We start from the raw sequence: 13,228 nt of genomic DNA on the forward strand, positions 1-13,228 counted from the left end.
GTCCGCCATCGTCCGCCATCCCGGCCTCGCCCAGGGCCCGGTAGCGGCCGGCCCACCGCTGGGCGGTGGTCGGGGAGACCTGGAAGCGTTCCGCGGCCCGGCGAAGCGGCCAGCCGTCCTCGACCACACAGCGGGCCAGCCGCAGCCGTCCAGTCTCGGTCAGGGGTGCATTACGGTGGGGCACGAGGGCCTTTCTGGTCGGTGTAGACGTCGCAATCCACACCGAACCCGGAAGGCCCTCACCCGTTCAAGATCCCTCAGTCGAGACCTGCATCACCCGTCCACAACCTCCCGGGACAGAACACCTAGAGCTGTTTCGGTCGTCCCGCCTGCCTGCTGTTCAGGGCCGCGCGCCCGACAGCAGATGCAGCCGCAGCGCCAGTTGCAGCTCCAGCGCGCGGTCCGGCTCGTTCCAGTCCCGGCCCAGCAGCACCTGGATCCGGTCGAGGCGCTGCACCACCGTGTTCACGTGCACGTGCAGCTCGTCCTTGGCCCGGATCAGGCTGCCGCCCGCGGCGAAGTACGCGCCCAGCGTGCGCACCAGATGCGTGCCGCGCTGCGCGTCGTACTCCAGCAGCGGCCCCAGCGCCGCCGACACGAAGCCGTCCACGTCCTGGGCGTTGCCCAGGACCACGCCCAGGAAGCCGAGTTCCTCCACGCACGCGCCCTCGCCCGTACGCCCCAGCACCCGCATCGCCCGCAGGCACCGTGCCGCCTCGCCGTACGCCGCCGCCAGCTCCCGGGGGCCGCCGGCGGGCCCGGCGGCGGCGACGGTGACCGGGGACTGCGTCAGGTGGCCCAGCTGGGCCGCCGCCGAACGGGCCGCGCGCCCCGCGTCCGCGCCGTCTCCCTCGCCCTCGATCAACAGCACCACGGTGCCCGCGTGTTCGGCGCTCACCCCGTGGATGTCCCCGCCGAACAGGTAGCGCAGCGCGGCCGGGGCCAGCCGTTCGCGCGTCCCGGACTCCGCCACCAGCAGCAGATGCGGACGGTCCAGGTCGATGCCGAGGCGGCGGCCGCGTTCGGCCAGCCCCGCCGGGTCGCGTCCGGCGTCCGTCAGCAGGTCGGCGATCAGTTCGCCACGGATCCGGTTCTCCGTCTCGGCCACCGTGCGCCGCAGCAGCAGGAGCAGTCCCGTGACCACAGCCGAGCGTTCGAACAGCCGGCGGTCGGAGTCGTCCAGCGCCCGCCCGCGGTGCAGGACGAGTCCGGCCAGCAGCTCCTGCCCGGCGAGCACCGCGCAGACCACCCGCCCGTCGCGGTGCACGGCACGCGCCCCCGTACGGGACTCCTCGGCCGCCTCCGCCAGCCACCCGGCGTCCATGCTGTCGGCGGCGAAGCCGCTGCCGTCCGGGCGCACGGCGGCCAGCGGGCGGCCGCCCGGGTCGTGAATGGTCAGCGGGGAGCCGAGCAGTCCGGCGACGGCCGCCGCGACGTCCCTGACGTCCCTGCCCCGCAGCACCAGGTCCGTCAGCCGGTCGTGCGACTCCTCGGCCCGCCGCATGGCCGCCGAGTGCGCCCGGACGGAGGCGTTGGCCTCGGCCAGCTCCGCGTTCGCCTCCGCCAGTTCGGCCAGGGCCGCGGTGGTGTCGGCGAGTGCGCGGGCCGTGTCGATGGCGATCGCGGCGTGCGCGGCCAGCGAGCAGAGCAGCGCGACCTCGTCCGGGCTGAAGACCCGGGGCGCCCGGTCTGCCGCGAAGAGGACGCCGATCACCTTCCCCGTACCGCCCCGGCTGGAGCCGAGCAGCAGGGGCACGCCCAGGATGGCGACCAGGCCCTCGTCCAGGACGCCGGCGTTGATGTTGCGGGTGTGGTGGAAGCGTTCGTCGGCCGGGTAGTCCGGCGTCGCGTACGGGCTCGCGGTCTGCGCCACCAGGCCGCCGAGCCCTTCGCCGAGTTCCAGGCGCAAGCGCTGGAACAGGACCGACACCGACCCGTCGGTCACCCGCATGTAGGTGTCGCCCGCCTCCTCGTCCGGGAGCGTCAGATAGGCCGTGTCCGTGCCCAGCAGCATCCTGGCCCGCCGCACGATCGCCTTCAGCACGTCGTCCAGATCGCGGGAGGCCGCCAGATCGCCCGCCGTGTCGAACAGCGCGGTGAGCTGGAGCTCGCGGCGCCGGTGCTGCCGCAGGGCGCCCCTGATCCGCAGCGCGGTGGCCGTGGCCCGCTCCACCTCCGCGAGCTCCTCGGCGGGCACCCCGTCCCCCCGCGCCTGCGAGGTGACCGCCCCCAGCGCCTCCGCGGGCGCGTCGTCGGCCAGCAGGTCGAACAGGCGCCGGAGATGGGGCGCGGCGGAGGGAAGCGGTTCAGGCATGGCGTCCAGCGTTCGTAGGGGGTCGGGGCAGGCCGGTCAGTTGGCGGTCCAGCCGCCGTCCATGGAGAGCGAGGTACCGGTGATGTGGCCGGTGCGCGGCCCGCACAGCCATACGACCGCCTCGGCGACGTCCGCCGGCTCGATCAGCCGCTTGATCGCGCTGCGCTCCAGCATCACCCGCCCCACCACGTCGGCCTCCGAGATGCCGTGCGTCCGCGCCTGGTCGGCGATCTGGTTCTCGACCAGAGGGGTGCGTACATAGCCGGGGCTGACGCAGTTGCTCGTCACCCCGTACTCCGCCGCTTCGAGCGCGACCACCTTGCTCAGCCCCTCCAACGCGTGCTTGGCCGTCACATAGGCCGACTTGTAGGGACTCGCGCGCAGCCCGTGCACCGACGAGATGTTGACCACGCGCCCCCAGCCGCGTTCGTACATGCCCGGCAGGGTCCGGCGCAAGATGCGGAACGGGGTCTCCACCATCACGCGCTGGATCAGCGCGAAGCGGTCCGGCGGGAACGCGTGGACGGGCGCGACGTGCTGGATCCCCGCGTTGTTGACCACGACGTCCGCGTCGGCCGGCAGCGTGTCGACCACCGCCGGGTCGGACAGGTCCACCACCCAGGCCGTCCCGCCGATCTCCTCCGCCAGCCTCTTCGCCGCCTCCCCGGACCTGTCCACGACGTGCACATGCGCACCCGCCGCCGCCAGCGCCTGCGCACAGGCCCGCCCGATACCGCTTGCCGCACCGGTGACCAGCGCGGTGCGCCCGGCCAGCAGCGGCTGTGCGGGTGCCTGCGGTGATCCGCCGGGGGAAGGGGCGGCGGGTTCGTGATCCGGTCTGCGGGAAGTCTCCATGGGCGTCACCGTAGGTACGCGGCGCCCCGTGTCACATGGCGCCGGTGCACACACCCTCCCGCCCCGGCATGGTGGCGGCGTACGTGGTGCCGCCCGGCGCCGGGCCGCCCCGCCGCCGGCCCCCGGACCGCGCAAGGGCCCGGCCGCACACACCCGGCACGCGCCGGTGTCCGTCCGGCACATGGGCGTGACGACGCGCTGCTCGTAGGTTCCGGCAGCAACCCGTACCCCGCACATACCGACCAGGGAGGCACCCGTGCGCCCATCGATCCTGAGACGCCTGCTCCGCCGCGTCGCGTCCACGGCCGCCCTCGGCCTGCTCGCGGCGACGCTGAGCACGACCGCCGCCGCGACCCCCGCCGCAGCCGTGGCCGGCGGCCTCCAGCAGGTCACCGGCTTCGGCTCGAATCCGGGCAACCTGCAGATGTACGCCTACACCCCGGCCGGGCTCCCGGCCGGCGCGCCCCTGGTCGTCGCCCTGCACGGATGCACGCAGACGGCCTCCGCGTACTACACCAACTCCGGCTGGCCGAAGTTCGCCGACGCGTGGGGCTTCTCCGTGGTGTTCCCGCAGACCACGTCCGCGAACAACTCCCTGTCCTGCTTCGGCTGGTTCGACCCGGCCGAGGACACCCGGGGCAGGGGCGAGGCCGCGTCCGTCGTGCAGATGGTCGAGTACGCGAAGCAGACCTACGGCTCCGACGGCCGCCGGGTGTACGTCACCGGGCTCTCGGCGGGCGGCGGCATGACCGCCGACCTGCTGGCCGCCTACCCGGACGTGTTCGCGGGCGGCTCGGTGGCCTCGGGGCTGCCCGCCCAGTGCGCGACGAGCCAGGCCGCCGCGTCCGGCTGCCAGACGGGCCCGCAGAAGCTGACGCCGGCGCAGTGGGGCGACAAGGTCCGCGCGGCCCATCCCGGATACCCGGGCCCCTGGCCCCGCGTGGCGATCTGGCAGGGCACCTCGGACTACACGGTCTACCCGGCCAACGCCACGGCCCTGCGCGACCAGTGGACGGACGTCTGGGGCATCGGCCAGACCCCGTCGTCCACCGACACGCTGCCCGGGAACACCACCCGCAGCGTCTACGAGGACGCCGCCGGGAACCCGGCCGTGGAGACGTACTCCGTCTCCGGCATGGGCCACGGCCTGCCCGTCAGTCCCGGCTCGGGCGACCAGCAGTGCGGGACGACGGCCGCGTACTTCCTGAACGCGATCTGCTCGACGTACTACACGGGCGTCTTCTGGGGTCTGGACGGCGGTACGCCCGGCGGGGGCGGTGACCGGCTCCCGGCTCCCGCGGGCCTGACGGTCACCGCCACCACGGACACCACCGCGTCCCTGTCCTGGAACGCGGTCGAGGGCGCCGCCTCGTACGCCGTCCACCGCAACGGCACGAAGGTCGCCTCGTCCACCGCCACCACGTACACGGACACCGGCCTCACCGCCGGGACCGCCTACCGCTACACCGTGACGGCGGTCGACGCGGAGGGTGCGGCCGGCACCGCCTCGGGCCAGGTGACGGCGACCACCACCGGCGGCAGCGCACCCGCCACCTGCCACACCGCCACCAACTACGCGCACGTGACAGCGGGCAGGGCCCACACCACCGGCGGGTACGTGTACGCCAACGGCTCCGACCAGAACATGGGCCTGTACAACGTCTTCGTGACCCACACCCTGAAGGAATCACCGGCCGGCCACTTCGTCATCGCGGACAGTGGCTGCACGACCGGCTGACGAGCGGCCGGCGGCGGGCCCGGCTCCGAAGTCACCTTCGGGCGGGCCGCCGTCGGGCTCGGATCTGGTTCAGGCCGCCGTCGGGCTCAGATCTGGTTCAGGCCGCCGTCGACGTACAGGCTCGTCCCGGTGATGAAGCTGCTCTGGCCGGACGCGAGGAAGGCCACGGCGGCGGCGATCTCCTCCGGGCGTCCCAGCCGGCCCAGCGGCACCTGCTCTGCCAGGGCCTGCCGCAGGCCGGCGGCCTGCTCCGGATCGGGCGCGAGCCCCGACAGGCCGGGGGTGTCGGTCGGGCCGGGCGTGACCGCGTTGACCCGGATACCGCGGCCCTTGAGCTCGTTGGCCCAGGTCCGGGCGAAGGACCGGGTGGCGGCCTTGGAGGCCGCGTACACGCCGAACGCCTCGTCGCCGACATCGACGTTGGTGGAGCCGTTAAGGATCACCGAGGCGCCGTCGTTGAGCAGCGGCAGGGCCTTCTGGACGGTGAACAGGGTGCCCCGGACGTTGATCCCGAAGAGCGTGTCGAAGTGCTCCTCGGTGATCTGCTCCAGCGGCGCGAACGCGGCGACGGACGCGTTCGCGAACAGGACGTCCAGCCCCTGCCCGCGGTCCCGGACCGCCGCGTAGAGCCGGTCCAGATCGGCCAGGTCCGCGATGTCGCCGGCCACGGCGGTCGCCGAGCCGATCGTCTCGACGGCCGCGTCCAGTTCGGCCTTGCGCCGGCCCGTGATGAACACATGCGCGCCCTCGGCCGCCAGCCGCACCGCGGCGGCCAGGCCGATCCCCGTGCTGCCCCCGGTGACGAGAGCTGTCTTTCCTTCGAGCAGTCCCACGGCAATAACCTCCCCTGAGTTCTGCATCGATCGATGCAGAACTCGAACGTACCACTTCCGCAGCGGTCGATGCGGAAGAGGTAACCTGCGGAGGATGGGAACGAAACAGGGCCGCACCGTCGGCCGGCCACGAGGGTTCGACGCCGACGCGGCGCTGGAGCGCGCCATGCTGGTCTTCTGGGAGCACGGCTACGAGGGCGCCAGCCTCGCCACGCTGACCGAGGCGATGGGTATCTCCACGACCAGCATGTACGCGGCCTTCGGCAACAAGGAGGCGCTGTTCCGCAAGGCCCTGGAGCGCTACGACGAAGGCCCGAGTGCCTACCTGGACCGGGCCCTCGACGAGCCGACCGCCCTGGGCACCGCCACCGCGGTCCTGGCCGGCACCATCCGCACCACCACGGCCCCGGCCGGCCCCCGGGGCTGCCTGGGCGTCCAGAGCGCCCTGGCAGCGAGCGACTCCGGGCAGGCGGTCCGTGACCTCCTCGCCGCCTGGCGGAACAACGGCTGCTCCTGCCTCCGGCAGCGATTCGAGCGGGCCGTCGACGAGGGCGACCTGCCGCCGGAGGCGGATCCCGCGCTCCTGGCCCGCTACGTCACCACCCTGTCCTTCGGTATCGCCGTGCAGGCCGCGAGCGGCGTCGGCCGTGCGGAACTCCAGGAGATGGCCGACGCCGCGCTGGGGAACTGGCCGCTGAGCCGATAACCGCCCGGCGCGCCGTCCGTTCCCCGGCCGGCTCCCGCTCGGCCATGGCCGAAGCCCGTGTCGAGGCCGGGGGCAACGCGGGGATGCCGCTCGGCCATGGCCGAAGCCCGTGTCGAGGCCCGGCCCAACGCGCTGGATGCCGCTCAGCGCGCGAGCGCCACCAGCCGGTCGGCGATCTCTCGCCCGCCCCGCTCGCCCGTGAGCACCGTGTAGTGGTTCACGTCCTTCATCGCCACCGGCTCCACCCGGGTCCCGCCCAGGTCCGCCGCCGCCAGCCGGTCCTCGTCGTACAGCCCCTGCTCCTCGTCCATCAGACCGCGCGCCGCCCACAGCAGGGTCGCCCCGACGGGCAGCTTCCGTACCGCCGTGAGTACCTCCTCGTCGAACAGGCCGACGCCGTCCGTGCGGATCGCCTCGATCCGGCACGACGAGCGCAGGGCGGGCTCCTCGCCCGTCAGGTCGCGCTGGATGTAGGCGTCGACCTCGTCCGACCACGCGTCCGCGAACGCCGGATGCGCCTGCCAGAAGGCGCGGTAGGCGGCCCGGTCCGTGAAGGTCATCGACAGCCGGTCCATCGCCGGTCCGATCACCGCCGTCAGCAGCTCGTCGGGGGTCAGGTGCGTCGGTGCGGGGAAGCCGATGCCGCCGTCGACGAGCAGCAGCGGTCCGAAGCGGTCCGGGTGCCGCACCGCGGCCAAGGCCGCCACGAACGCGCCCATCGAGTGGCCGGCCAGCACCACCCGGTTCAGGCCCAGCGCCTCGGTCAGGGCGGCCGCGTCGTCCGTGTGCGCGGCGATGCCGTACGGGCCCGGCAGACCCGAACTCCCCGCCCTGCCCCGCAGATCCGGGGCGACCAGCGTGACGCGGCCGGCCAGCTGCCGGGCCACCGCGGCCCAGGAGAGCGCGTTGGCGGTGATGCCGTGCAGCGCCATGACCGTCGGCGCGCGCGGATCGGCGGCCGGCCACCGAAGTGCGGCCAACTCGCCTCCGCTCACAGGGACTTTGATCTCCTCGTGCGCGATCACTGGTCTCCGGTCTCCTTCCGGTACGCGACGGCCCTCAGTCTGGAGGGCAGCCGGGCCAGGCCGCCCGGCAGCAGATGTACCACGGCCACGAACAGCACGCCCAGCAGGAACAGCGGCTGGGAGAGCGGGACGCGGAGCACCGCGGGCAGGCCGGCGACCGCGCCCGAACCGGCCAGATCGCCGAGCCGGTGGTCCGCCCAGGTGTAGAGGATGCCGCCGACCATTGGGCCCCAGCGGGTGCCCGAACCGCCCAGCACGACCATCACCAGCAGCGACAGGGTGAAGTCGGACGTGGTGGTCTGAGGCGTGGATCCGCCGGTCAGGAGCAGATGGACGATGCCGCCGAGCGCGGCGAGCGCGCCCGCGACGACGAAGGCCGTCAGCTTGAATCCGTACGGTTTCAGGCCCAGCACCTCCACCCGGCGCTCGTTCTCCTTGATGCCCTCCCAGACGCGCCCGGCGGGGGAGCGGACCGCCCGGGCGACGACGTACAGGGTCAGGACGAGGTAGGCCAGCGCGATCCAGTAGAGGTTCGCGGTGTGGTCGATGCCGACGAGCCAGGACGGCAGCAGATCGGCCGGGGCCGCCCGGCCCTCCTCGCCGCCGGTGACGCCGCCGGGGTCGCGGGAGACCAGGATCGAGCCCGCCTGGGCGAAGGCCAGGGTCACCATGGAGAAGCCGATCCCGGTGACGCGCAGGCTCACCGACCCCAGGACCAGGGCCAGCGCGATCCCGAAGAGGAGGCCGAGGACCGCGGCGAGCGCGAAGGGCAGACCCGCCTCCAGCAGGAACATGTTGGTGGCGTAACTGCCCGAGGCGAAGTACAGGGCGTGGCCGAACGAGAGCAGCCCGGTCCGCCCGAGCAGCAGGTCGTAGCCCGTGGCGAGGGCGCCGAACAGCAGGCAAGTGGCGAGGAGTTGAAGGCTGCCCGCGCTGCCGAGCGGGCCGTCCAGCAGTCCCGGCACGGGCACGGCGCTGAACGGCGCGACGGCCAGGAGCAGCAGGACGGCGGCGGGCCACCAGCGCAGCAGCCGGGGCGTGTGGGACGAACGCACCGGGGCCGCGGGGCCTTCGGCGCGCTGGTGTGTCTCGGTGGTGGCGGTGCTCACGCGAGCCTCCCCGTCAGTCCGCGCGGGCGGATCAGCAGCAGCGCGGCGAGCAGGACGACGACCGCCAGATCGCCGAGGCCCGCGGCGGTGTAGTAGTTGGCGAACTGCTGGACCAGGCCGATGACGACGGACGCCACGGCGGCGCCGGTCACCGAGCCCATGCCGCCGGTGACCACGACGACGAACGCGAAGATCAGCAGCGAGGTGCCCTGGCGGGGGTCGACCGAGCCGAAGTACAGCCCGCCGAGCGCCCCGCCGAGGGCGGCGGCCGAGCCCCCGATCGCGAAGACGAGCGTGAAAGCCCTGCGGACGTCGATGCCGAGCGCGGTGACCATCGCCCGGTCCTCGACGCCCGCCCGGACGACGAGTCCGTGCCGGGTCCGGCCCAGGAAGAGCCGCAGCGCCACCAGGACCACGACGGCCGCCGCGAWCAGGACGAGGCGGTTGACGGGGACCTGCGCGCCCAGCAGCCCGAAGGTGCCGGACAGCACCTCGGGCCCGGGGAAGGTCCGTGCGTCCGAGCCCCAGATGCCCGACAGCAGCGCCGGGACGGCGAGCCCCACCCCGACCGTGGCGAGCACCTGTTCGCGCGGCCGGGTGTAGAGCGGGCGGACGACGGCGAGTTCCAGGAGTACGGCGGCCGCGGTGCCCACCGCCGTACCGAACAGGACCGCGAGGACGAAGCCGGCGCCGCCGGGTCCCGCGCCGGGCAGGTTCCCGGACGCCGCCCACCAGGTGCCGTAGGCGCCGATGGACAGCAGCGCCCCGTGCGCGAAGTTGAGGACGTCCATCAGGCCGAAGATCAGGGAGAGTCCGGACGCGATGAGGAAGTAGAGGGCTCCCAGACCGAGTCCGGTCAGGGTGAGCAGGACGAGGGTGGACATCAGGAATCCGCCTCCGCGGTCCGTGGGGTCAGCGGTCCGTGGCCCACGCCGAGGAGCCTGCGGGCCGCCTCCGCGTCGCCGAGCAGTGCGTCCGCCGGGCCCCGGTGGGCGGTCCGGCCGTCGGCCAGCACCACACAGTGCGCGGCCAGCCGGCGCACGACGGCGAGGTTCTGCTCCACGAGCAGCACCGGCACCGCCTCGGCGGCCCGTTCCAGCACCTGGGCGACCTCGGTGACCACCTTCGGCGCGAGGCCCTTGGTCGGTTCGTCCGCGATGATCAGCCGGTTGGTGTTGAGCAGGGTGCGGCCGATCGCGACCATCTGCTGCTGACCGCCGGACAGCGTTCCGGCCAACTGCCTTGCACGCTGCTTCAGTTCGGGGAAGAGCTCATGGACCAGTGCGTACGCGGGCTCGCCCGCGCCGCGCCGCTCCGCCAGCCGCAGGTTCTCCGCGATGGTCAGTCCGGCGAAGATGCCGCGGTCCTCGGGGGCGTAGCCGATCCCGCGCCTGACCAGCGCGTGCGTGGGCAGCGCCACGGTCTCCTCGCCGTCGAGGCGGACGCTGCCGCTGCGCGGGACGAGGCCGAGGATGCCCCGTACGGTCGTGGTCTTCCCGGCCCCGTTGCGGCCGAGCAGCGCGGTCACGCCGTGGGCCGCGACGTCCAGGCCGACGCCGTGCAGGATGTGGCGGCCACCGATCAGGACGCGCAGGTCCCGTACGTCGAGCAGGGTCTGCTCCCTCGTCACAGTCCCTCCCCGAGGTAGGCCTGCTGCACGGTCGGGTCGGCGGTCACGGCTTCGGGGGTGTCCAGGGCGAGGAGGCGCCCGTGGTGCATCACGGCGAGCCGGTCCGCGAGGCCCAGCAGGACGTCCATGTGGTGCTCGACCATGAGGACCGTGCGGCCCTCCTCCCGGTGCAGGGTGCGGATCAGTTCGGTCAGCGCCGGGACCTCCTCGGCGCTCACTCCCGCCATCGGTTCGTCGAGCAGCATCAGCCGGGGCTCGCCGACCAGCAGCACGGCGAGCTCCAGCTTCCGCTTCTCGCCGTGCGACAGTTCGGCGGCGGTGGCCCGGGCCCGGTGGCCGAGACCGGTGCGCTCCAGGACGCCGGTCACCTCGGCGGTGAACGGGTCGGCGCGCCGCCAGAGGCGGTACGAGCCGCCCCTTGCGGCCTGCGCGGCCAGCCGGACGTGGTCGGCCACGCTCATCGCCGGCCAGAGGCTGGACGTCTGGAACGTCCGGCCGATCCCGCGCCGGGCCCGGACGTGCGCGGGCCGGTCCGTGAGGTCGGCGCCGTCCAGAGCGATCGTGCCGGCGGTGGGCAGGGTCAGACCGCTGATCAGGTTGAACAGGGAGGTCTTGCCCGCCCCGTTGGGGCCGATGAAGGCGAGGAACTCGCCCTCGCGGACGCTCAGGGTGATGTCCCGGACAATGGTCGCGCCGCCGACGGTCCAGCCGATTCCGTCCAGCCGGAGCACGGACGATGCCAGGACCGCCGGGCTGTGGGGTGCGCTCACGGTTCAGCCCGCCGAGGGCTTCGCGGGCGGCGCCACGGTGTCCATCGCCTCGGTGTCCAGCAGTTCCGGCTTCAGGGCGGCGCCCTTGCCGGACAGCCGGGCCACGAACATCGGCTGGAGCAGCGCGTGGTCCTCGGCCCGGACCCGCTGCTTGCCCTTGGCCCCGTCGAAGGTCCAGCCCTCCAGAGCCTTCACCATCGCGTCCGGGTCCGTGGCGCTGCCCTCGGCGACGGCGTGCACGATCATCTGGGCGGCGGTGAAGCCGTCCGGGGTGAAGAGGTCGGGTGTGCCGCCCGCCTTCGTCACCGCGTCGAGCATGGCCTTCTCCACGGCGTTGCCGCCGCCCGCGCCCGGGAAGTAGTGCGCAAGGAACGACACCTTGGCCCCGGCCGCCCCGAAGACCGGGTACGAGGCGGTCCCGGCGAGTCCGGTGACGACCTTGCCCGCGCCGAGCACGCCCTGCTGGTCCAGCGCGGTCCACAGCGCCGGGGCGGTCGAACCGGCCCAGGCGACGAAGACCAGGTCGGGCCCGCCCGCCTTGACCTGCCGGGCGAACGGCGTGAGGTCCGTCGCGCTGGGCGGCGCCAGTACGGAGCCGACCTTCGCGCCCTTCGCGCCGAGCACCGCCTTCACGGCGGCGACGTTGGCCTGGCCGAACGTGGAGTCCTGCGCGAGGACCGTGACCTTCTTGCCCTTCGCGTCGCCGAGCATCGCGCCCGCCGTCAGGATGTCCTGGTAGGACTGCCGGCCCGAGCGGAACGTGTAGTCGTTGATGCCGGTCACCGCGTCGGTGGCCGCCGGGCCGCTGACGTACAGCACCTTGTTCTGTGCGGCGAGCGGGGCCATCTGGAGGGCGACGCCGGAGTCGGTGGTGCCGGCCAGCACCTTGTAGCCCTTGCCGATCAGGTTCTTCGCGGCGGAGACGGCCTTGCCGGGGTCGCCCGCGTCGTCCTGCTCGGTGACCTCGATGCGGTGGCCGGCGACCTTGCCGGTGCCCTGCGTCGCGTAGTCCAGGCCCGCCATGAAGCCGTCGCGGTACTGCTTGCCGTAGTCCGCGAGCAGTCCGGTCCGGGAGTAGACGAGGCCGACCTTCACGGGCGCGTCGGCGGACTTCCCGGACCCGCCGGACCCGGTGTCGCCCGCCGTGCCGGCGGCGGTGCAGCCGGTCAGCAGCAGACCGGCGGCGGCCAGGACGGCGACGGCACGGATGTCGGTGAGGGATCGGACGGACCGGAGAGATCCGCTGGATCTGCTGGCGCTGCTGTCTCGGCTGGCTCTGCGACGCATGGTGACCGGCTCCTCGGCGTGTTCCTGTGATGTCGCCGAACCGTATGAAGAGCGTGCCGTCGTCGATATGGTGCAGGAAACCCCACCTGACCCGGGAGGCGTGTGGGCGCCACACATGGGCAGGGGCCGGAATGAGTCAGGGAGCCGGATCCGGTGCCGTCAGGTCGATCAGCCGGCAGACCGTCTCGATGTCTATCTTCACCTGCGCGATCGAGGCCCGGCCGGACAGCCAGGTGATCAGCGCCGAGTGCCAGGTGTGCTCGATGACCCGGACGGCCGAGAGCTGCTCGGGAGACGGATGGTCGAGCCCCATCGCGTCCAGGATGATCGCCGTCGTGAGCCGCGAGACCGTGTCCACCTCGGGGCTCACGCTGCGGTCCGCGAAGGTCAGCGCCCGCACCATCGCGTCCGCCAGATGCGGTTCGCGCTGCATCGCGCGGAAGGCCCGCATCAGCGTGTCGGCGACCCGTTCCGCCGCGTCGTCCCCGGCCGGGGGCCGTTTGCGGAGCGTGCCGTGCATGTGCTGGAGCTGGTCCTGCATGGTGGCGACCAGCAGATGGACCTTGGACGGGAAGTAGCGGTACAGGGTGCCCAGGGCCACCCCCGCGGCCTCCGCCACCTCACGCATCTGGACGGCCTCGAACCCGCCCCTGCTGGCGAGCTGCGCGCTGGCGTGCAGGATGCGGCGGCGGCGGGCCTCCTGGCGTTCCGTCAGGGGCGGCGATGCCGGTCTGGCTTCCGCTGTCATGTGTCCCATCCCGAGGCTCCTGTCCGCGGCCGCGAGGCTGCGGCGGCCGGTCCGGCGGCGCACAGCATGCCAGGGTGTGTGCCGTGGCGCGAATCACCTGATCCGGCCGTTGTACCGTTGCTACCTGCCGGTAGATTCGTAGCTCATTGAACCGTCCGGTCTATAACTTGTTCTAGATTAGCGCGAGCGGATACGCTCCGGCGGACACGCAGT

13 protein-coding genes are annotated in these 13,228 nt (G+C 73.2%); 2 read left to right on the forward strand and 11 right to left on the reverse strand.

Annotated features, from left to right (window positions below):
- From EAO72_RS13325 to EAO72_RS13335, 3 genes are all read right to left on the reverse strand, one after another.
- Nucleotides 1-184, reverse strand: a 184-nt coding sequence (locus EAO72_RS13325) for a helix-turn-helix domain-containing protein (RefSeq protein WP_148017808.1), incomplete at its 3' end; no start/stop codon positions are given.
- A gap of 156 nt (nt 185-340) precedes the next feature.
- Entirely contained in the window at nt 341-2,314 is a 1,974-nt protein-coding gene (locus EAO72_RS13330; protein WP_148017509.1) for a helix-turn-helix domain-containing protein, read from the reverse strand.
- 36 nt (nt 2,315-2,350) lie between these two features.
- The gene (locus tag EAO72_RS13335) at nt 2,351-3,169 is read right to left on the reverse strand and encodes a 3-hydroxybutyrate dehydrogenase (RefSeq protein WP_148017510.1); all 819 of its coding nucleotides are present in this window, start codon (nt 3,167-3,169) and stop codon (nt 2,351-2,353) included.
- Between the two features lie 256 nt (nt 3,170-3,425).
- Between EAO72_RS13335 and EAO72_RS13340 the strand changes: the two genes are divergently transcribed.
- Nucleotides 3,426-4,907: an extracellular catalytic domain type 1 short-chain-length polyhydroxyalkanoate depolymerase gene (locus EAO72_RS13340; protein ID WP_148017511.1), complete on the forward strand. Its 1,482-nt coding sequence runs from the start codon at nt 3,426-3,428 to the stop codon at nt 4,905-4,907.
- 86 nt (nt 4,908-4,993) lie between these two features.
- Here the strand turns inward: EAO72_RS13340 and EAO72_RS13345 are convergent, their stop codons facing one another.
- A complete protein-coding gene (locus tag EAO72_RS13345; protein ID WP_148017512.1) occupies nt 4,994-5,740 on the reverse strand; it encodes an SDR family oxidoreductase in 747 nt (248 codons plus the stop codon).
- Nucleotides 5,741-5,834: 94 nt separating this feature from the next.
- Here EAO72_RS13345 and EAO72_RS13350 point away from each other — a divergent pair, with 94 nt between their 5' ends.
- Nucleotides 5,835-6,446 carry a TetR/AcrR family transcriptional regulator gene (locus tag EAO72_RS13350; RefSeq protein ID WP_148017513.1) on the forward strand — a complete coding sequence of 204 codons (612 nt, stop codon included), beginning with the start codon at nt 5,835-5,837 and terminating at the stop codon, nt 6,444-6,446.
- A 143-nt stretch (nt 6,447-6,589) separates the two neighbouring features.
- Here EAO72_RS13350 and EAO72_RS13355 read toward each other — a convergent pair whose 3' ends face one another.
- The 7 genes from EAO72_RS13355 to EAO72_RS13385 all read right to left on the reverse strand — a co-directional run bounded on the left by EAO72_RS13355 (nt 6,590) and on the right by EAO72_RS13385 (nt 13,015).
- Nucleotides 6,590-7,471 carry an alpha/beta fold hydrolase gene (locus EAO72_RS13355; RefSeq protein ID WP_148017514.1) on the reverse strand — a complete coding sequence of 294 codons (882 nt, stop codon included), beginning with the start codon at nt 7,469-7,471 and terminating at the stop codon, nt 6,590-6,592.
- The gene (locus tag EAO72_RS13360) at nt 7,468-8,580 is read right to left on the reverse strand and encodes a branched-chain amino acid ABC transporter permease (RefSeq protein ID WP_148017515.1); all 1,113 of its coding nucleotides are present in this window, start codon (nt 8,578-8,580) and stop codon (nt 7,468-7,470) included. Before EAO72_RS13360 ends, EAO72_RS13355 begins: the two co-directional genes overlap by 4 nt.
- Nucleotides 8,577-9,464, reverse strand: coding sequence for a branched-chain amino acid ABC transporter permease (locus EAO72_RS13365; RefSeq protein ID WP_148017516.1), 888 nt, complete (start codon nt 9,462-9,464; stop codon nt 8,577-8,579). The genes EAO72_RS13360 and EAO72_RS13365 overlap by 4 nt, the downstream gene beginning before the upstream one ends.
- Entirely contained in the window at nt 9,464-10,210 is a 747-nt protein-coding gene (locus EAO72_RS13370) for an ABC transporter ATP-binding protein (protein ID WP_148017517.1), read from the reverse strand. Before EAO72_RS13370 ends, EAO72_RS13365 begins: the two co-directional genes overlap by 1 nt.
- Complete coding sequence (locus EAO72_RS13375; RefSeq protein ID WP_148017518.1) at nt 10,207-10,980, reverse strand: ABC transporter ATP-binding protein; 774 nt, start codon at nt 10,978-10,980, stop codon at nt 10,207-10,209. Before EAO72_RS13375 ends, EAO72_RS13370 begins: the two co-directional genes overlap by 4 nt.
- Nucleotides 10,981-10,983: 3 nt before the next feature.
- Entirely contained in the window at nt 10,984-12,267 is a 1,284-nt protein-coding gene (locus EAO72_RS13380; protein WP_148017519.1) for a substrate-binding domain-containing protein, read from the reverse strand.
- A gap of 136 nt (nt 12,268-12,403) precedes the next feature.
- Nucleotides 12,404-13,015 carry a TetR family transcriptional regulator gene (locus EAO72_RS13385; RefSeq protein ID WP_148017809.1) on the reverse strand — a complete coding sequence of 204 codons (612 nt, stop codon included), beginning with the start codon at nt 13,013-13,015 and terminating at the stop codon, nt 12,404-12,406.
- Between the last annotated feature and the right edge of the window lie 213 nt (nt 13,016-13,228).

The organism is Streptomyces sp. OR43, assembly GCF_008042275.1.
In the GTDB taxonomy this organism is placed as follows: domain Bacteria; phylum Actinomycetota; class Actinomycetes; order Streptomycetales; family Streptomycetaceae; genus Streptomyces.

What these genes read in the sequence shown, in the direction of transcription:
- EAO72_RS13350 (WP_148017513.1), top strand. Translation starts at nt 5,835, where the DNA reads ATGGGAACGAAACAGGGCCGCACCGTCGGCCGGCCACGAGGGTTCGAC.
- EAO72_RS13330 (WP_148017509.1), bottom strand. Translation starts at nt 2,314, where the DNA reads ATGCCTGAACCGCTTCCCTCCGCCGCGCCCCATCTCCGGCGCCTGTTC.
- EAO72_RS13385 (WP_148017809.1), bottom strand. Translation starts at nt 13,015, where the DNA reads ATGACAGCGGAAGCCAGACCGGCATCGCCGCCCCTGACGGAACGCCAG.
- EAO72_RS13335 (WP_148017510.1), bottom strand. Translation starts at nt 3,169, where the DNA reads ATGGAGACTTCCCGCAGACCGGATCACGAACCCGCCGCCCCTTCCCCC.
- EAO72_RS13380 (WP_148017519.1), bottom strand. Translation starts at nt 12,267, where the DNA reads ATGCGTCGCAGAGCCAGCCGAGACAGCAGCGCCAGCAGATCCAGCGGA.